Source organism: Agrococcus sp. UYP33, assembly GCF_054060915.1.
Genome location: NZ_JBSSDR010000001.1, coordinates 1,050,111 through 1,067,107, shown reverse-complemented (window position 1 = coordinate 1,067,107; position 16,997 = coordinate 1,050,111). Strand labels below are relative to the sequence as shown.

General features: G+C 74.0%; 17 protein-coding genes and 1 tRNA gene. 5 read left to right on the top strand and 13 right to left on the bottom strand.

What is annotated here, in order from left to right:
- Position 1: 1 nt before the first annotated feature.
- Both ACVWW9_RS05210 and ACVWW9_RS05205 read right to left on the bottom strand, forming a co-directional pair.
- Positions 2-541: an FHA domain-containing protein FhaB/FipA gene (locus tag ACVWW9_RS05210; protein WP_456514673.1), complete on the bottom strand. Its 540-nt coding sequence runs from the start codon at positions 539-541 to the stop codon at positions 2-4.
- A complete protein-coding gene (locus tag ACVWW9_RS05205; protein WP_354257523.1) occupies positions 538-1,215 on the bottom strand; it encodes a DUF3662 and FHA domain-containing protein in 678 nt (225 codons plus the stop codon). The genes ACVWW9_RS05210 and ACVWW9_RS05205 overlap by 4 nt, the downstream gene beginning before the upstream one ends.
- 92 nt (positions 1,216-1,307) lie before the next feature.
- Between ACVWW9_RS05205 and ACVWW9_RS05200 the strand changes: the two genes are divergently transcribed.
- A tRNA-Leu gene (locus ACVWW9_RS05200) sits at positions 1,308-1,391 on the top strand.
- 43 nt (positions 1,392-1,434) lie between these two features.
- Here ACVWW9_RS05200 and ACVWW9_RS05195 read toward each other — a convergent pair.
- The 8 genes from ACVWW9_RS05195 to ACVWW9_RS05160 form a co-directional block, all read right to left on the bottom strand.
- Positions 1,435-2,616: a zinc-dependent alcohol dehydrogenase gene (locus ACVWW9_RS05195; protein ID WP_456514672.1), complete on the bottom strand. Its 1,182-nt coding sequence runs from the start codon at positions 2,614-2,616 to the stop codon at positions 1,435-1,437.
- 73 nt (positions 2,617-2,689) lie between these two features.
- Positions 2,690-4,114, bottom strand: coding sequence for an MFS transporter (locus ACVWW9_RS05190; RefSeq protein ID WP_456514671.1), 1,425 nt, complete (start codon positions 4,112-4,114; stop codon positions 2,690-2,692).
- 61 nt (positions 4,115-4,175) lie between these two features.
- Positions 4,176-5,378, bottom strand: a complete 1,203-nt coding sequence (locus tag ACVWW9_RS05185; protein WP_456514670.1) for a M20 family metallopeptidase — start codon at positions 5,376-5,378, stop codon at positions 4,176-4,178.
- Positions 5,375-6,550: a M24 family metallopeptidase gene (locus ACVWW9_RS05180; RefSeq protein ID WP_456514669.1), complete on the bottom strand. Its 1,176-nt coding sequence runs from the start codon at positions 6,548-6,550 to the stop codon at positions 5,375-5,377. The genes ACVWW9_RS05185 and ACVWW9_RS05180 overlap by 4 nt, the downstream gene beginning before the upstream one ends.
- 107 nt (positions 6,551-6,657) lie before the next feature.
- Positions 6,658-7,239 (bottom strand): protein-L-isoaspartate O-methyltransferase family protein, encoded by a 582-nt coding sequence (locus tag ACVWW9_RS05175; RefSeq protein WP_456514668.1) that lies wholly within the window; start codon positions 7,237-7,239, stop codon positions 6,658-6,660.
- 222 nt (positions 7,240-7,461) lie between these two features.
- Positions 7,462-8,160, bottom strand: a complete 699-nt coding sequence (locus ACVWW9_RS05170) for a DUF3159 domain-containing protein (RefSeq protein WP_456514667.1) — start codon at positions 8,158-8,160, stop codon at positions 7,462-7,464.
- Positions 8,161-8,230: 70 nt separating this feature from the next.
- Positions 8,231-9,604 (bottom strand): glucose-6-phosphate dehydrogenase, encoded by a 1,374-nt coding sequence (locus tag ACVWW9_RS05165; protein WP_456514666.1) that lies wholly within the window; start codon positions 9,602-9,604, stop codon positions 8,231-8,233.
- A 47-nt stretch (positions 9,605-9,651) separates the two neighbouring features.
- The gene (locus ACVWW9_RS05160) at positions 9,652-9,912 is read right to left on the bottom strand and encodes a hypothetical protein (protein WP_354257547.1); all 261 of its coding nucleotides are present in this window, start codon (positions 9,910-9,912) and stop codon (positions 9,652-9,654) included.
- 213 nt (positions 9,913-10,125) lie between these two features.
- Here ACVWW9_RS05160 and ACVWW9_RS05155 point away from each other — a divergent pair, with 213 nt between their 5' ends.
- Together ACVWW9_RS05155 and ACVWW9_RS05150 are read left to right on the top strand one after the other, a co-directional pair.
- Complete coding sequence (locus tag ACVWW9_RS05155) at positions 10,126-12,240, top strand: hypothetical protein (protein ID WP_456514665.1); 2,115 nt, start codon at positions 10,126-10,128, stop codon at positions 12,238-12,240.
- An 86-nt stretch (positions 12,241-12,326) separates the two neighbouring features.
- The gene (locus ACVWW9_RS05150; RefSeq protein WP_456514664.1) at positions 12,327-12,908 is read left to right on the top strand and encodes an HhH-GPD-type base excision DNA repair protein; all 582 of its coding nucleotides are present in this window, start codon (positions 12,327-12,329) and stop codon (positions 12,906-12,908) included.
- A gap of 25 nt (positions 12,909-12,933) precedes the next feature.
- Here the strand turns inward: ACVWW9_RS05150 and ACVWW9_RS05145 are convergent, their stop codons facing one another.
- Positions 12,934-13,938 carry a pirin family protein gene (locus ACVWW9_RS05145; protein WP_456514663.1) on the bottom strand — a complete coding sequence of 335 codons (1,005 nt, stop codon included), beginning with the start codon at positions 13,936-13,938 and terminating at the stop codon, positions 12,934-12,936.
- An 80-nt stretch (positions 13,939-14,018) separates the two neighbouring features.
- Here ACVWW9_RS05145 and ACVWW9_RS05140 point away from each other — a divergent pair, with 80 nt between their 5' ends.
- Both ACVWW9_RS05140 and ACVWW9_RS05135 read left to right on the top strand, forming a co-directional pair.
- Positions 14,019-14,717, top strand: a complete 699-nt coding sequence (locus tag ACVWW9_RS05140; protein ID WP_456514662.1) for a GOLPH3/VPS74 family protein — start codon at positions 14,019-14,021, stop codon at positions 14,715-14,717.
- Positions 14,718-14,800: 83 nt separating this feature from the next.
- Positions 14,801-15,496: a hypothetical protein gene (locus ACVWW9_RS05135; RefSeq protein WP_456514661.1), complete on the top strand. Its 696-nt coding sequence runs from the start codon at positions 14,801-14,803 to the stop codon at positions 15,494-15,496.
- A gap of 4 nt (positions 15,497-15,500) precedes the next feature.
- On the opposite strand, the gene ACVWW9_RS05130 is transcribed toward ACVWW9_RS05135, so the two are convergent.
- Together ACVWW9_RS05130 and ACVWW9_RS05125 are read right to left on the bottom strand one after the other, a co-directional pair.
- Positions 15,501-15,728 (bottom strand): hypothetical protein, encoded by a 228-nt coding sequence (locus tag ACVWW9_RS05130; protein WP_354257564.1) that lies wholly within the window; start codon positions 15,726-15,728, stop codon positions 15,501-15,503.
- Positions 15,728-16,972 (bottom strand): anion permease, encoded by a 1,245-nt coding sequence (locus ACVWW9_RS05125; protein WP_456514660.1) that lies wholly within the window; start codon positions 16,970-16,972, stop codon positions 15,728-15,730. The genes ACVWW9_RS05130 and ACVWW9_RS05125 overlap by 1 nt, the downstream gene beginning before the upstream one ends.
- Positions 16,973-16,997 lie beyond the last annotated feature (25 nt).

Sequence of the window (16,997 nt, the reverse complement as noted above, 5' to 3'; positions counted from 1 at the left end):
CTCAGCGCCTCAGCTCGAACGTGGTGGTCCCGATCCGCACCGAGCTGCCGACGCGCACCGGGGTCGCCTCCGTGATGCGCTTGCCGTCGACGTAGGTGCCGTTCGTCGACCCCAGGTCCTGCACCATCCACTGGTCGCGCCAGCGCACGATCTTGGCGTGCGCGCTCGAGGTGTAGTCGTCCTTGATCTGCAGGCCCGACCCGCTCGAGCGGCCGATCGACAGCCCGGTCTCGGGCAGGTCGAGCTCGAGGCCGGCACGCGGACCGGAGGTGATGACGACCCGGCTCGCGCTGCCGCCGCCGCTGCTCGGCGCGACGCGTTCGGTGACGGTCGTCGGGCTGTCGGCCGGAGCGGCTGCCGGCGCGGTCGCGCCGCCCCCCGCGCTCGCGCGGTTCTGCTGGCTCTGCACCGCGACGCGCTGCAGCGGCGTGAGGCGCGGCCCGAAGAGGTCGCTGCGCAGCGAGTAGAGCACGATGAAGATGAACAACCACAGGAGCGCGAGGAAGCCGATCCTGATGATGATGAGGGTCAGCTCGCTCATGCTCGCCCCTTCGGCTGCGCCAGCACGCGGTACACGATGCGCGTGGCGCCGATGTCGATGATGGAGTCGGGCTCGAGCAGCGCGCTGCTGAGCGCGCGGCCGTTGAGGGTCGTGCCGTTCGTGGAGCCGAGGTCGCTCACCTGGGCACGCGTGCCGTCCCAGACGATCTCGGCGTGCTTGCGGGATGCGCCGGCGTCGTCGACCGTGATGTCGGCATCCGAGCCCCGGCCGATGATGGTGCGGCCCTTGCGCAGGGCGTGGCGCTTGCCCTTGATGTCGACGACGGCCGTCCAGACGACCTCGCCCGCCTCGGTGCCCGAGACGATCTCGAGCATGCCCGTCGTCTTGCCGTCGTCGGGCTCGAGGCCGAGGTCGATCGCGCCGGCGAACGAGTAGCCCGACTGGCGGGCGTGCGCCTGCACGGTGCCCGTCAGCTCGTCGAGGAGCGCGTCGCCGAGTCGGCGGAGGCGCTCGAAGTCGGCGGGCGCGAGCCGGACGGTCAGGCGGTTGGGCACGAGGATGCGGTCGCGCGAGACCACCGACGCGTTGGTGTCGAGCTCGCGCTTGAGCGCGCTGGCGATCTCCACCGGCTCGACGCCCGAGCGGAAGGTCTTCGCGAAGGCGCCGTTGACGGCCTTCTCGAGCCCGCGCTCGATCGAATCGAGGAATCCCATGGATGTATCACCGTCCTTTGCCGCCGTCAGCGTACCTGCCGAGCCTAGGAACCTGATATTCTCGTGTGGTTGCCCGGTTCCGACCGGGCTTCGCGCGAGTGGCGGAATTGGCAGACGCGCTGGCTTCAGGTGCCAGTGTCCGCAAGGACGTGGGGGTTCAAGTCCCCCCTCGCGCACGAATGGCCCCGGGCTCCACCCCGGGGCCTTTCGCTTGCCCGATCAGTGCGCGGTCGGCTCGAGGACGACCTTGATGCACTCGTCCTGCTTCTTCTGGAAGATCTCGTACATCTCGGGCGCCTGCTCGAGCGGCACCCGGTGCGTGGTGAGGTCGGCGGTGCCGAGCGGGTCGGCCGGGTCCTCGACGATCGGCAGCAGCTCGTCGCGCCACGACTGCACGTTGCACTGGCCCATCCGCAGCGTGATCTGCTTGTCGAAGAGCGTCATCATCGGCATCGGGTCGGCAGAGCCGACGTAGACGCCGCTGAGCGACACGGTGCCGCCTCGCCGCACGGCGTCGAAGGCCGTGTGCATCGCCGAGAGCCGGTCGAGGCCCGCGTGCTTCATGAGCGGCTTCGCGAGCAGGTCGGGCAGCGCGCCCACGAGCTGCTGCGCCGTCGCGGTGCCGGGCGCGCCGTGCGCCTCCATGCCGACGGCGTCGACGATGCGGTCGGGGCCGCGGCCCTCCGTGAGGTCCTTGAGGGCGTCCGTCGCGTTCTCCATGTCGAGCGTCTCGACGCCGTAGCGCTCCGCCATGGCTCGGCGCTCGGCGACCGGCTCGACGGCGATCACGCGGTGGCCGAGGTGGCGGCCGATCCGCGCGACGAACTGGCCGACGGGGCCGAGCCCCATGACGCCGAGCGTCTCGCCGGGCTGGAGGCCGGCGTAGGCGACGCCCTGCCAGGCGGTCGGCAGGATGTCGCTGAGGAAGAGGTAGCGATCGTCGGGCAGCTCGGAGCCGACCTTGGTCGCGTTGAAGTCGGCGAGCGGCACGCGCAGCCGCTCGGCCTGCCCGCCGGGCACCGAGCCGTAGAGCGACGTGTAGCCGTAGAGGGCGGCGCCGGCCCCCTGGTCGCGGTTCTGCGTCGTCTCGCACTGCGTCGTCAGGCCGCGCGAGCACATGAAGCAGCTGCCGCACGCGATGACGAACGGGATCACGACCCGATCGCCCGGCTGCAGGCTCGTGACCGCAGAGCCCACCTCCTCGACGATCCCCATCGGCTCGTGCCCGAGGATGTCGCCCTGCTTGAGGAAGGGGCTGAACAGCTCGTAGAGGTGGAGGTCCGACCCGCAGATCGCGGTCGACGTGATGCGGATCACCGCATCCGTGGGCTCTTGGATGCGGGGGTCCGGCACCTCGTCGACGGAGACCTTGCGCTTGCCTTGCCAGGTGAGTGCTCTCATGCCTCCACGCTAGGCCGATGGGGTACAGACCGGCTGAGATTCGGAGCAGACGTGGAGGTGCAGGCCCCCACGCTCAGCGGTCCTTCGCGACCTTCCCGATGAGCGCCTCGCCGATCGCGAGGCGGTCCTGGTCGTCGTCGCCCGGCACGCGGTCGCCGCGCAGGCTCCGCCCCGCCGTCTCGTTGAACGTCAGGATCGCGAGCAGGCCGACGATGCCGGCGACGGTCATGTAGAAGCCGGGCACGAGCGTCGAGCCGGTCTGCTCGATGAGCGCCTCGTTGATGAGGCCTGCTGGCCCGCCGAGGAGCGACGTCGCGACGTTGTAGCCGAGCGCGAAGCCCGCGTAGCGCACCGTGGTCGGGAAGAGCGCCGGCAGCGAGGCCGAGATGTTGCACAGCAGCATCACGAGGAAGAGGCCGAAGATCGCGAGCCCGAGCACCTGCAGCGCGAGGTTGCCGGTGTTGAGCAGCATCACCGCAGGCACCGAGAACAGCGTGAACCCGATGGCGGCCGTGAGCAGCAGCGGCCGTCGCCCGATCCGGTCGGTGAGCGCCCCCATGGGGATGATCACCGCCATCATCACGAGCTGCACGCCCACGAGCATGAGCCCCGCCTGCGTGCCGTCCATGTCGAGCGAGGTCTGGAGGAACGTGGGCATGTAGGTGAGCACGAGGTAGAACGCGGTGTTGATGAGGATCGTGATGCCCATGATCTTCAGCAGCTGCTTCGGCTGCTGCGTCACGAGGTCGCGCAGGGTCTGCCAGGCGCTCGTCCGCGTGTCCTGCTCCTTGGCCTCCTCGAAGACGGCCGACTCGTGCAGGCGCGCGCGCATCGCGAGGGCGATGAGGCCGAGCGGCAGGGTCAGCAGGAACGGCAGGCGCCACCAGCCGGCCTCCATGCCGTCGCTGCCGACGATCGCCTCCAGCGCGGTGACGAGGATGGCCGCGAGCGAGAAGCCGAGCAGCGTGCCGAACTCGAGGAACGACCCCCAGAACCCGCGGCGGTCGTCGGGCGCGTGCTCCGCCATGTAGACGGCGGCGCCCGCGTACTCGCCGCCGGCCGAGAAGCCCTGCACGATGCGCAGCAGGAACAGCAGCACCGGGGCGAGCCAGCCGACCTGCTCGAAGGTCGGCAGCAGGCCGATGGCCGCGGTGGCGACCGAGATCATCATGATCGTGAAGACGAGCACCTTCTGGCGCCCGATGCGGTCGCCGAGGGGGCCGAGGATCGCGCCGCCGAGCGGGCGGACGAGGAACGAGACGGCGAAGCCGAAGAGCGTCCAGAGGATCGCGTCCTCCGAGCCGCCGAAGATCTGCGTCGAGAGGTGCACGGCGAGGTAGCCGTAGATGCCGTAGTCGAACCACTCGATCGCGTTGCCCGCCATGGCGCCCATGACCGACTTGCGGACGGTCGTGCGCTGGACGGGGGAGAGGTCGATCTCGCGCGTGATGGGCGGCGGGCCGCTCTCGTGGTGCGCGGATGCTGTCTGCTCGGTCATGGGCCGTATCCCTTCCGGATGGGGTGGATCGTGCGGTGTGTGCGGTCGTGCAGGGTGGTGGTCAGCGGTGCAGGTGGAGGGCGAGGCGCACGTAGGCGCGGGCGGCGGCGCGCAGGTCGGCGATGCGGACGCGCTCGTCCGGCTGGTGGGCCTGCCCGGTGATGTCGCCGGGGCCGAGGATGATCGTCGGGCAGCCGTGGTGCCGCGCGATGAAGCCGCCCTCGCACGCGGCCGTCCACGCCTCGACGGGCGCGGGCGCGCCCTCGGCGACGAGCGCGTCGACGGCCGCGCCGACGAGCGGATGCGCCCCGTCGGTCTCGAAGCCGGGCATCTCCATGAGCAGCGAGGCGTCGGCGGTGCAGCCGTCGTCGCGGAGCGCGCGCTCGATGCCGGCGCTCAGCTGCCCGAGCGCCTCCGCGCCGGTCTCGCCCGGCATGAGCCGCCGGTCGACGAGCAGCGTGCAGCGGTCCGGCACGATCGAGGTGCCGTGCCCGCCCTCGATGCGTCCCACGTTCCACGTGGCGGAGCCCAGCAGCCCGGAGGCGCCGGCGCGCAGCCGCGCGTGGTCGTCGGCGATCCAGTCGACGATGCGCGCGGCGGTCGTGATCGCGCTGGCGCCGTCCTCCGGACGGCCGGCGTGCGCGGCGCGGCCGCTCACCTCGACCTGGAGGTTCGCGGCGCCTCGGCAGGCGATCACGACGGCGAGGTCGGTCGGCTCGGCGACGATGCAGGCGCGGTAGACCGCGGCGGCGTCGGTCGCCGCGAGGTGCGCCTCGATGCCGGTCGCGAGGTCCTCCTCGTCGACGGTCACGAGCAGCTCGAGCGGCAGCTCGGGGCGCACGGTGTGCACGGCGGCGAGCGCCTGCAGCGCCGCGGCGATGCCGCCCTTCATGTCGGCGGCGCCGCGGCCCGTGAGCCAGCCGTCCGCGACCCGCGGGTTGAACGGGTCGGCCGCCCAGCCCTCGCCCGCAGGCACGACGTCGCTGTGGCCGAGCATGAGGATGCCCGGCACCGCCTCGGTCGGGTCGGGCCCGAACCGGATCGACAGGTTCGGGCGGTCCGGCGCCACCGGCTCTCGGCGGCTGCGGCCGCCCAGCCGCGACGCGATCGACTCGAGCACCCGCACGGCGACGAGCTCGGTGCCGCCGGGGTTCTCGCTCGCGGCGAGGATGAGCGACGACGCGTCGGCGACGATCGTCGCCTCGTCGACGAGCGCGAGCGCGCGCTCCAGGTCGGCGTCGACGCCGGCGCCGGGATCCGTCACGCGTCGCCTCGCACGATGAGCTCGCGCGGCGCGCTCGTGAGCACATCGACGCCGTCGGCGGTGATGGCGATCGACTCGCTCAGCTCGCAGCCGTAGCCCGACATCCACATGCCGGCGATGATGTGCAGGCAGACGCCCGGCTCGAGCACCGTCGTGTCGTCGCCGCGCACCGAGACGGTGCGCTCGCCCCAGTCGGGCGGGTAGCCGATGCCGATCGAGTAGCCGAGCCGCGAGGGCTTCTCGACGCCGTGCTTCGCGATGTGCTGCGCCCAGATCGCGTGCACGTCGGCGACCGCCCGGCCGGGGCGCAGCGCGTCGAGCACGAGCGCGAGCCCCTCGGCGGTGATGTCGGCGAGCCGCTCGAGCCGCGCGTCGGGGCGACCGAGCGTCAGCGTGCGCGCGAGCGGCGTGTGGTAGCGGTGGTGCGCGCCCGCGAGCTCGATCGAGACGGCCTCGCCGGCTCCGAGCCGGCGCGCGCTGAAGGTCATGTGCGGGGTGTCGGCCGACTCGCCGGTCGGCAGCATCGGCACGATCGCGGGGTAGTCGCCCTCGGCGCCCTCGACCCCGGTCGCCTGCGCGAACTGGATCGCCGCGGCGACGTCGTTGAGCCGGGCACCCTCGGTGACGGCGTCGATCCCGGCCTGCATCGCGGCGGACGCGACGCGGCCGGCCTTGCGCATGAGCTCGAGCTCGTCCTGGCTCTTGACGAGCCGCACCCAGTTCACGAGCTCGTGGCTGTCGACGAGCTGCCACTCGGGCAGCCCGCGCTCGAGGGCGTGGAACGCGCGCACCGAGAAGAAGTGGGCGTCGGCCTCGAAGCCCACGCGGCCGCGCTGCGCGAAGCCGTGCTCGCGCAGCTGCTGCGCAGCCCAGTCGAAGGGATGGACGCCCCGCTGGTGCACGAGCGCCTCGGGGTAGCCCAGGATGCGCTCGGGCGGCGTCTGCGCCGTGCGGTGCGCGCCGCCGGCGTCCATCGCCCGCATGATGAGCAGCGGCTCGCCGACGAGGGGCACGAACAGCAGCTGCGGCATGTAGAACGACCACGCGTCGTAGCCGGTGAGGTAGTGGAGGTTCGCCGGGTCGACGACCACGAGCCCGTCGAGCCCCGACGCCTGCATGCGTGCGCGCGTGCGGGCGAGCCGGTCGGTCAGCGCTTCGGGGCTGGGGCGCACGGATGCCTCCTCGAGTCGGTCCAGCAACCCTACGCCGGGGGCCGCCGGGTCCCGCCCGAGCCGCGCGGCGCCGTCGCCGTCATGCCGTCGCCGTCAAGCCCGCGGCGTCACTCCCGCAGCGGCACGAAGGCGTACCGGCCTCGGTCCTCCCGCGCGCGCGGCCGCCCGTCGCGCACGTCGACGACCGTCATCCGGCCGGCGACGGGCGCGACCATCCGGCCGCCGTCGGCGAGCTGCGCGACGAGCGCGTCGGGCATCCGCCACAGGTCGGCGGACACGAGGATGCGGTCGAAGGGCGCGTCGTCGGGGAGGCCCAGCACGTGCGGCGTCGCCTGCCGCACGCGCGCGCGGCTGCCGTGCGCCGCGAGGTTCGCGTTGGCGGCCTCGACGAGCTGCGGCACGAGCTCGACGCCGGTCACCGCCGCCCCAAGCGCCTCGAGGATCGCCGCGGTCCAGCCCGAGCCGGCGCCGACGTCGAGCACCCGGTGGCCCGGCCCGGCGTCGAGCAGCTCGAGCATGCGGGCGACCGTGGAGGGCTGCGAGCTCGTGGCGTCCCAGCCGATCCCGACGGGGCGGTCGACGCCGGCGAGGTGCCGCACGACGGGCGGCAGGAAGGTCGCGCGCGGCGTCGCCGCCATGGCGGCTCGCACGCGGTCGACGACCCCCGGCTCGACCTGCAGCTCGCTCACGGGTCGCACGCTACGCCGGCGCGCCGCGCAGGTCGAGTGCCGCCGCAGGTCGAGTGCCGCAGTGGCGTGATGGAGCGGTGCGGACTGGCTCATGGGCGCTTGCGCTCTCGCAAGGTCTGGTGAAGGCGCCTGGTCGGTCCGCACCGCTCGACTTGCCCGCGACTGTACGCCGACGGGCACGCCGCCGCAACGGTCCGACCGTCGTCTGTGGACGGGCGCGCGTCAGCCGAGCGGCACCTGCGGCGCGCGGATGCCGGGGTGGCCGCGCGGGATCGATGCGAACAGCACCCAGCCCGAGATCGCGACGCAGGCGATGATGAGCGGGTAGGTGAGCGCGACGCGCATGACGGCGAGCCAGGTCGCCTCGTCGAGCCACCACAGCACCGAGAAGACGGCGACGCGGATGACGTACTGCGCCACCCAGACCCACGAGGCGCGGCTGTAGGCGCGCAGCAGCCCGGGGTCCCGGCGCCATCGCGTCCGGGTGCCGATGAGGCCGCCGACGATGAGGCCGAGGAACGGCCAGCGCACGGCGATCGACACGCTCCACGCGAGCGCGCTCGCCGCGTTCGACAGCAGCTGGACGAGGAAGAAGTTGCGCGCCTCACCCGTCTGCTGGGCGATCATGGCGGCGACGGCGGTCGCGAGCATGCCGATGAGCACCGCTCGCGGCGCGCGGCGCTGCACGACGGACAGCACCAGCACGAAGGCGCTCGCGGCGAGCGACCAGACGACGGAGGCGGTGAGGTCGCCGTCGCTCGCGAGCCAGCCCACGAGGAACCCGACCGGAGGCACGCTGCCCTCGACGGCCGCCCTGCCGCCGCCGAGCAGCCGGGCGAGCGACTCCTCGCGCGTCGGGTCGGCGTCGGCGCGCTCGTCGGTGGGCGGGCGATCGGCGGCGTCGCCGGGGAGATCAGACATCGGGCGCGCCACGGAGCGAGGCTATCCCGGGCCGGCGTCGATCCGCCAGGCGGCCGGCACGGGACGCGGCTCAGTTCGTGCGCCACCCGCGCGGGCCGCGCGAGCCCGCCCGGTACTCGTGCATCGGCACCGCATCCGATCGCCAGGCGTCGAGCACCGGCTCGACGATGCGCCAGCACTCCTCGGCGGCGTCGCCGCGCACCGCGAGCCGCGGGTCGCTGTCGAGGATCGACGCGAGCACCTCGCCGTAGGGCAACAGCGAGCCGCCGCCCAGCTCGCCGCGCAGCACCGTCTGCTCGAGGGTGAAGGGATCGCCCTTGCCGTTCGTCGTCAGGTGCAGCTCGAAGCCGTCGGGCTTGAAGTCGATGACGAAGCGATCCGGGGTGTCGCGGCCCGAGAGCCCCTTCGGGACGTGCGCGGGCGCCTTCCAGTGCACGATCGCGCGCTTCCGCACGCCCGCGAGCGACTTGCCCGAGCGCAGGATGAAGGGCACGCCGGCCCAGCGCGGGTTCGCGATCTCGACCTGCACCTCTGCGAGCGTCTCGGTGCCGAGCGACGGGTCGACGCCCTCCTCGGCGACGTAGTCGGGCACGTCCCGCCCCTCGACCGCGCCCGCGGTGTAGCGCGCGCGTCGCGAGTGCCGGACGGGGTCGACGACGCTCGCCGCGCGCAGCACCTGGCTGATCGCGTCGCGCAGGTCGCGCTCGCCGACGCTCGCGATCGGCTCGATCGCGATGAGCGCCATGATCTGGAGCAGGTGCGACTGGATCATGTCGCGCAGCGCGCCGTTGCGGTCGTAGTACCCCGCGCGACCCTCGAGCGTGACGGTCTCGTCGTAGAGGATCTCGACCCGCTCGATGCCGTCGCGATCCCAGGTCGGCTCGAGCAGCCGGTTCGCGAAGCGCAGGCCGAGGAGGTTCAGCACCGTGTGCAGGCCGAGGAAGTGGTCGATCCGGAAGATGCGCTCCTCGGGCACGATGCGGGTGACGAGCGCGTTGAGGCGCCGCGCCGACTCGAGGCTGTCGCCGAACGGCTTCTCGATCGCGAGGATCGTGCCGTCGGGCACGCCGATCTGCTCGAGCGTGCCGCACACGAGCTCGCTGATGTGCGGCGGCAGCGCGAAGTAGATGACGAGCCGGTCGCACGCGATGCTGTCGAGCAGCGCGCGGAGCGCGACCGGGTCGGTCGCGTCCGTCGAGACGTAGCGCGTCGACGACAGCACGGCCTTCGCGGCCGCGCCCTGGGCGCCCCCGACGTTGAGCGCCGTGCGCACGCGGTCGTGCCAGTCGTCCGCGGCGAGCTCGCGCAGATCGGCCCCCACGATCTCGACGCGGCGCGACGGCTGCGATCGCAGCAGCGTGGCGATGCCCGGCAGCAGCAGGCGACTCGTGAGGTCGCCGGATGCGCCGAGGATGAGCAGGGTGGTCGAGCGGCTCGGTGCCATGGCCCGATCCTCGCATCCCCGGCTGGGGGCGCGTCAGGCGGGGCGGCTCACCACCAGATGCCGCCGCCCGCCGAGATGCCGGCGAAGGTGAGCGCGACGAGCACGAGCGCGACGACGGCGGGCGCGATGCCGCGGCCGCCCGCGTGGCGCGACTTGAAGAGCGCGATGATCGCGAGGATGCCGGCGATCGCGGCAGGGCCGCCGCCGAAGATGACGCCGATGAAGAACGGGATCGGCATGAGGACCAGGCCGACCAGGCCGATCCAGAACGCCCACCACGCCCACGGGTTGGATCGCTTCGTCTCCATGGCCCCATGGTGGCAGCAGCAGGCTCGGAGGCCGCTGGTGATCGCGGCGCCGAGCGGCTTCCTCAGCACCGCCCGACGTTGTCGTCAGGCTTTTGCGGACACTGTTGCGATTGCCGGGTGGCGGGTCTTTGCTGGTCGCAGCAGCTGCGACGAAGGCCGTGCGAGGCCTGAGCGCGCTGCCAGGCGCTCCGGCGCCGCGGCCGGGAGTGGACGATGCGGGCAGAGGGTCGGGGACGCGCGCCGGGTGCTCCCGCGCCCCGGTCGCGCACGCCTCGCCACGCGGCGCCGCGCGAGCGCCACCGCGGGCACCCGGCGCTCGCGGCCGCCGTCGCCATCACCACGAGCCTGCTCGCGCCGCTCGGCGCCGCGCCCGCGGCGGCCACCGAGCCGCCGCACGAGCCGGACGAGGTCGCGGCCACGCTCACCCTGCTCGCGGAGGTCGACGGGGGCGACGGCGGGGATGCCGCGCTCGGCGAGTGGATGCTCGAGGCCGCCGGCCCGACGCCCATCCGCGGCGCGAGCGGCGACCCCTCGGTGACGGGCACGCCCGTCGCGGCCGGCGCCTACGCGCTGCAGGTGACCGGTGGCAGGGGCGGATACAGCGCGTCCGCGTGGTCCTGCACGGGCGGCGTCCTCGACGGAGCCACGCTCACGCTCGTCGCCGGTGACGACGTGGCCTGCGCCGTCGTGCTCGACGACCACCCGGTCGACCTCGCGCTCACGCTCGACGACGGCGGCGCCGCCCCGGCGAACGGCGGCGCGTTCGACCTCACGATCGGCGTGCACAACCTCGGCGCCCGCGACGTCGACCTCGACGAGCCGGTCACCGTGCTCGCGGCCGCGCCCGTCGGCGCGGTCGTGACGGCCGTGCCCGGGGGCTGCTCGGCGTCCGCCGGCATCGTCACGTGCGGCATCGACCCGGCCGCGCTCGCGGCCGGCGCCGGTGTGGTGCTCTCGATCGCGCTCCGGTTCGATGCGGGCGCGACCGCCGGTGCGTTCGGGACGGTCGCATCCGTCTCCACCGAGGACGACCCGGCGCCCGTCCCCGCAGCGTGCGGCGCGTCGAACAACGTCGACTGCGAGCAGACCGAGCTGCGCTACCCGACGCTCACGCTCGTGCAGGTGCTCGCGACCGACGACGGCGGCGACGCCACGCTCGCCGACTTCGCGCTCAGCGCATCCGGACCCGTCGAGATCGTCGGCCCGAGCGGCGCACCGGCCGTCACCGTCGCACCGGTGCCGGCCGGGGCCTACCGGTTGAGCGCCGCCGGTCCCGCCGGCTACGCGGCAGGGGCGTGGAGCTGCACCGGCGGCTCGCTCGAGGGCGACACGCTCACGATCACCGGCGCCGTCGACGTCACCTGCACCATCGGGCGCGACGACGGGGCCGTCGACCTGCAGCTGACGGCGAGCGGCGACGAGGTCGTCGCGGTCGGCAGCGAGACCGGCCTCTCGCTGCTCGTGCGCAACCTCGGTGCCCGAGGCGTCGATGACGACGAGCCGGTCGAGGTCGTCGTGGCGCTGCCGACCGGCATGCGCTTCGCGAGCGGCGCGGGCTGCGCCGCCGACGGCGGCACCGTCGCCTGCGCGATCGAGCCCGCGGCGCTGGGATCGGGCGCCGCCGTGCGGCTCGAGCTGCGGGTCGCGATCGCGGCGGACGCGGTCGCCGGCACGCTCGAGACCGCGACGACCGTGTCGACCGAGGACGACCCCGTGACCGCGGGCGGCTGCGAGCGGCCCTCGAACAACGCCGCGTGCCTGCGCACGCGCGTCGTCGCCGGGTCGGTGACGGCGCAGAAGTCGGTGTGGGAGCGGGTGAACGGGGCGTGGATGTCGTCCGACGGCACCGTCCGCTTCGGCGACAGCGTGCAGTTCCGCATCGTCGTGCGCGCGGTGGGGGAGGCGCCGAGCACCGGCGTCGTGCTCCTCGACCGGCTGCCCGACGGCCTGCTCGTCGACGCGGCGGCCCGCTGCTCGATGCCGTGCGCCGTCGACCTCGACGACGCGACCGGCACGCAGCGCATCACGATCGGCACGATGGAGCCCGGCGACGTCGTCACCGTGACCATCGAGGCGACGGTGCCCGGCGTCCCGTCGCAGGCGGACGGCACCACGGTGCGCGTCGCCTTCGACAGCGCGGCCTCGCTCTCGAGCGACAACGTCGAGAGCGCGCCGACGAACATGGTCACGCTGCGGGCCAGCCACGCGCTGCCCGCCGCGCGCCGCAGCGGGGGCGAGATCCCGCTCGGCGGCATCGGGCTCGCGCTCGCCCTGCTCGTCGCCGGCGGCCTGCTGCTCGTCCGCTCCCGGGAGCTCATGCCCCGCTGACCCCACCGACCCCGAGCCCCCGTCTGTCGTGACCAGGCGGGGGCTCGGCCCTGTCCGGGGTGCATGCGCCGTGGCAGGCTGGAGCCATGACGCGCGAGCTCCACCTCACCGGCGACGACGCCGCCGACCGCCTGCTCTCCGACGACGACTTCGCGCTGCTGACGGGCATGCTGCTCGACCAGCAGGTGCCGATGGAGACGGCCTTCGCGGGGCCCGCGAAGCTGCGCGACCGGCTCGGCGACCTCGACGCGGCCGCGATCGCGACGATGGATCCCGACGCGTTCCAGGCCGCGTTCGCCGAGAAGCCGGCGGTGCACCGCTTCCCCGGATCCATGGCGAAGCGCGTGCAGCAGCTCGCGGCCGTGGTCGCGGACGAGTGGGGCGGCGATGCCGGCGCGATCTGGCGATCGGGCGATCCGGACGGCGCCGAGGTGCTCCGTCGCCTGCAGGCGCTCCCGGGCTTCGGTGAGCAGAAGGCGCGCATCTTCCTCGCGCTGCTCGGCAAGCGCGCCGGCTTCGACGGCGCGGGATGGCGGGAGGCGTCCGAGCCCTACGGCGAGGAGGGCTCGAAGCGCTCCGTGGCCGACATCGTCGACGCGGACTCGCTCGCCGAGGTGCGGAAGGCGAAGCAGGCGGCGAAGGCCGCCGCGAAGCAGGCCGCCAGCTGATCGAGCCGCGCCGCCCGCCCGCGGGTCAACGGCGCTTCGCGCGCCCTCGCGGCAGCAGCTCGACCGTGGGGATGCGCGGCGACGGCAGCGTCGTGCCCGAGCCGTCGTCGACGACGCCGAAGCGCGGGCGCGCGTCGGTCGGCGCCTCGCGCTCGGCCATCCACGCGTCGCGCGCGCGCTGCACCGTGGCATGGTCGCGCCCGATGAAGTTCCAGAACATCACGACCTCCTCCTCGTGCGGCACGCCGCCGAGCAGGATCGCGACGCCGTCGGCCCGCTCCGCCGACACGATCGCGGAGGCTCGCCCGGGCTCGAGCACACCGATCTCCCCGACGCCGATCGGCACGTCGTCGAGCGCGATGCCCGGCGTCAGTGCGAGCACCCCGTGCTCGAAGCGCTCCTCGAGCGCGAGCTGCGCCTCGGCGCCGCCCGGGATGCGCAGCTCGGCGCCGAGCAGCGGCGAGAACGTCGGCGCGGCGCTCGTGGCCCCGGCGTAGGAGCCCACGAAGACGCGCACCGTCGCGCCGCCCGGCAGCCGCGCGCTCGGCACGTCGTCGACGCCCGCGAACGACGGCGCGATGTCGTGCTGGTCGAGCGGCAGCGCCGTCCACAGCTGCACGCCGTGCAGCACGGCCGTGTCGCTCGTGGAGTACTCGCTGTGCGAGATGCCGTGCCCCGCGGTCATGACGTTGACCCCGCCAGGGCGCACGGTGTGCTGCGCGCCGGTCGAGTCGGTGTGCGCGATGGCGCCCTCGACGAGCCACGAGACCGTCTGCAGACCGGTGTGCGGGTGGGGCGGCACATCCATGCCCGGACCGCCGCTGATGTCGACCGGCCCGAAGGAGTCGGCGAAGCACCACGCGCCGATCATGTGGCGGTGCTTGTTGGGCAGGCTGCGCAGCACCGGCAGCGCGCGCGGGCCGCCGAGCGGCACCTCGCGCGGCAGCAGCAGCTCGACGCCGGCCGCGCGCGCCTCGTCGATGCAGGCTCGCTCCGCCCCCTCGACCAGCAGCGCCTCGTCGTTGCTCATGGGTCCACGGTAGCCTCCGCCGCGCGGCCTCCGTCGGCCGGTGGAGGCGGCCGTCCGGGCGCCGCCCTACCGTGGCGGGCATGGACCTCACGATCCCGGAAGCCGTGCTCCTGCTCGCGATCGACGACGAGGCGGGCACGCCGCTCATCGACGACTCCTCGCTCGGCATCGCGATGGCGGCCGCGGCGACCGCGCAGCTCCTGCTCGACGGCCGGATGCGGCTCGCCGGCGCCGGGGAGCCCGGCGCGGAGGAGGGCACCCTCGTCGCCGCGGCCGGCGGCACCGACGGGAGGCTCGAGCCGCTCGTCGCAGAGATCGCCGGGCGCACGCCGAAGGCCGCGATCGAGCGGGTGGCCGGCTGGGGCGGCACGCGCACCCCGGGCGGGAGGCTGCGCGGACGCCTGATGGACGACTTCGCGACCGCCGGCGTGCTCGCGCGCGAGCAGGACCGCTTCCTCGGCATGACGTGGCGCGAGCGCTGGGAGCGCGGCGAGCGCCGCGCGGTCGAGGATGCGCTGCAGGCGACGGCGCGCGAGGTGCTCGACGGCCGCGACGAGCCGCGCGTCGCGACGGCGCTCGCGATCCTGCACGGGGCGAAGGCGCTGCCCGCCGTGTTCCCCGACCTGCCGAAGGAGGCGCTCGAGCGCCGCGGCGAGGCGCTGGCGAGCGCGAGCTGGGCGTCCGCCTCGGTGCGCGCCGCGATCGAGGCGATCGAGGCAGCGATGGTGGCGATCATGGTCGTGACGATGATCGTGCCGATCACGTCGAGCGGCTCCTAGGCGCCCATCCGCGATCCGGCTGCGGTGCAGCGCGGCGGTGCCAGGATGGGGCGACCGCTCGACCGACCGAGGAGGCACGACGGATGCCGCACGTCTCGACCGTCATCGGCCACGCCCTGGGCGCGGGCTTCGCCGCGCTCGCGTCGGTCCGACGCCCGCACCCGATCCACCCGCACGGCGTGCAGCTGCACGGCTCCCTCCGTCGCACCGGCAGCGCGCTGCACACCGGCGTCCCGTGGTTCGACGAGGCCGGCGCAGCACCCGTGCGCGTGCTCGCGCGCGCCTCGCGCTCGGCGGGCCTCCCCGCGCCCCTGCCGGACGTGATCGGCCTCGCCGTGCGCGTCGACGGCGATGCCGGACCCGCCGACCTCGAGCTCGCGTCGACCGGGCGGGGCTGGCCGTCGCGCTTCTGGCTGCTGCTGCACCGCTCGCCGTCGCGCGCGCACCTCGGCTCCCTCTTCCCGTACCGCACGCCCACGGGCCCGGTGCTCGTCGCCGCGCGCACCCGCGCTCCCGCCGACCTGCCGATGGCGCCCGAGGCGCTCGGCGAGCGGCTCCAGGCGGAGCCGTGGCGCCTGACCCTGCTCGTGGCGCGCCCCCGCGGGGCCTGGCATCCGTTCGCCGAGCTCGAGCTCACCCGCGAGCCCGGCCCGCTCGATCCGCTGCTGCGCTTCGACGCCGGGCGCCACCCGCTGCCGGGCACGCAGCAGTACGACTGGGCGCGGCGAGCGCGGCAGCCCTCCTACGATCGCGTGCAGCGCGACGCGGCGCGCGGCTGACGCGTCAGATGCCGAAGAGCTGCTTGCCGAAGACGATCACGACGATGCCGGCGACCGCGAGCAGCGCGCACAGCGCGAGCAGCACGCCGGCCACGGCGGTCGAGCCGGGCCTGCGGCTCTCGAGCGAGCGGATGGCGAGCGCGTAGACGACCGGGATGCCCGCGCCGAGCAGCAGCCCGACGGCGAGCACCGAGACGATGGCTGTGGCGAGCGCGCCGAGGTCGAAGCCCATCAGCGGTCCTCCGTCCGGGGCTTGGGTCGCTTCTTGCGCTTCCGCGGCTTCGCGAGCGGCGCGATGCCGGAGGCGACGGCGCTCAGCTCGCGGTCGATCTCGCGCTTGCGCTCGGCCTTCGGCTGGTCCCACTCCTCGGTGACGTTGTGGTGGCCGACGTGGCTCGCGCGCGAGCGCAGCCACATCACGAGGCACGCGGCGAGCAGCAGCAGGGTGACGACGATCGATCCGCCCAGGTGCCCGAAGTTGCTGGCGATGCCGAAGCACAGCGCGCCGACGGCACCGGCCGCGGGCAGGGTGATGAGCCACGCGATGAGCATGCGGCGCGCGACGGACCAGCGCACCTTGGCGTCGGTGCGGGCGACCCCCGAGCCGATGACGGAGCCGGAGGCCACGTGCGTGGTCGACAGCGGCAGCCCGAGGTGGCTCGACGTGAGGATGATCGAGGCGCTCGAGAAGTCGGCCGACATGCCCTGCCGCGGCGAGATGTCGACGATGCCCTTGCCGAGCGTGCGGATGACGCGCCAGCCGCCCATGTAGGTGCCGGCCGCGATCGCCACCGCGCAGACGATCCGCACCCACAGCGGCATGTCCGCCTCCGGGTCGAGCGTCCCGTGCGCGACGAGCGCGAGGAAGATGACGCCCATCGTCTTCTGGGCGTCGTTCGTGCCGTGCGCGAGCGACATGAGCGAGGCGGCGCCGATCTGGCCCCAGCGGAAGTCGGTGCGCTCGCGCCGCTCGCTCAGGCCGGCGGTCACGCGCTGCACGAGCCACGTGCCGCAGAAGGCGACGAGGCCGGCGATCACCGGCGCGAGCAGCGCCGGGATGAGGATCTTCTGCGCGACGCCGCCCCACAGCACGCCGGTGAGCCCGAGCGCCGCGATCGTGGCGCCGATCAGGCCGCCGAAGAGCGCGTGGCTCGACGACGACGGCAGCCCGAAGAGCCACGTCAGCACGTTCCACACGATCGCGCCGGTGAGCCCGCACAGCACGATGAGCATGAGGCTCTCGCCGTCGACGCCCGTGAGGTCGACGATCCCGGAGCCCACGGTGCGCGCCACCTCGATGGAGAGGAACGCGCCGACGAGGTTGAGGGTCGCCGAGAGGGCGACCGCGGGCTTCGGCTTCAGCGCGCCGGTCGCGACGGACGGAGCCATCGCGTTCGCGGTGTCGTGGAACCCGTTCGTGAAGTCGAACGCGAGCGCGACGACCACGACGATCGCGAGGATGACGGTCTCCTGCATCGCGCCAGTCTCCACTACGGACCCG

Bases quoted from the DNA above. Each gene is read 5' to 3' on its own strand.
- ACVWW9_RS05205 (WP_354257523.1), bottom strand. From the start codon at position 1,215: ATGGGATTCCTCGATTCGATCGAGCGCGGGCTCGAGAAGGCCGTCAAC.
- ACVWW9_RS05170 (WP_456514667.1), bottom strand. From the start codon at position 8,160: ATGTCTGATCTCCCCGGCGACGCCGCCGATCGCCCGCCCACCGACGAG.
- ACVWW9_RS05135 (WP_456514661.1), top strand. From the start codon at position 14,801: ATGCCGCACGTCTCGACCGTCATCGGCCACGCCCTGGGCGCGGGCTTC.
- ACVWW9_RS05155 (WP_456514665.1), top strand. From the start codon at position 10,126: ATGCGGGCAGAGGGTCGGGGACGCGCGCCGGGTGCTCCCGCGCCCCGG.
- ACVWW9_RS05150 (WP_456514664.1), top strand. From the start codon at position 12,327: ATGACGCGCGAGCTCCACCTCACCGGCGACGACGCCGCCGACCGCCTG.
- ACVWW9_RS05140 (WP_456514662.1), top strand. From the start codon at position 14,019: ATGGACCTCACGATCCCGGAAGCCGTGCTCCTGCTCGCGATCGACGAC.
- ACVWW9_RS05130 (WP_354257564.1), bottom strand. From the start codon at position 15,728: ATGGGCTTCGACCTCGGCGCGCTCGCCACAGCCATCGTCTCGGTGCTC.
- ACVWW9_RS05165 (WP_456514666.1), bottom strand. From the start codon at position 9,604: ATGGCACCGAGCCGCTCGACCACCCTGCTCATCCTCGGCGCATCCGGC.
- ACVWW9_RS05190 (WP_456514671.1), bottom strand. From the start codon at position 4,114: ATGACCGAGCAGACAGCATCCGCGCACCACGAGAGCGGCCCGCCGCCC.
- ACVWW9_RS05125 (WP_456514660.1), bottom strand. From the start codon at position 16,972: ATGCAGGAGACCGTCATCCTCGCGATCGTCGTGGTCGTCGCGCTCGCG.
- ACVWW9_RS05145 (WP_456514663.1), bottom strand. From the start codon at position 13,938: ATGAGCAACGACGAGGCGCTGCTGGTCGAGGGGGCGGAGCGAGCCTGC.
- ACVWW9_RS05195 (WP_456514672.1), bottom strand. From the start codon at position 2,616: ATGAGAGCACTCACCTGGCAAGGCAAGCGCAAGGTCTCCGTCGACGAG.
- ACVWW9_RS05160 (WP_354257547.1), bottom strand. From the start codon at position 9,912: ATGGAGACGAAGCGATCCAACCCGTGGGCGTGGTGGGCGTTCTGGATC.
- ACVWW9_RS05210 (WP_456514673.1), bottom strand. From the start codon at position 541: ATGAGCGAGCTGACCCTCATCATCATCAGGATCGGCTTCCTCGCGCTC.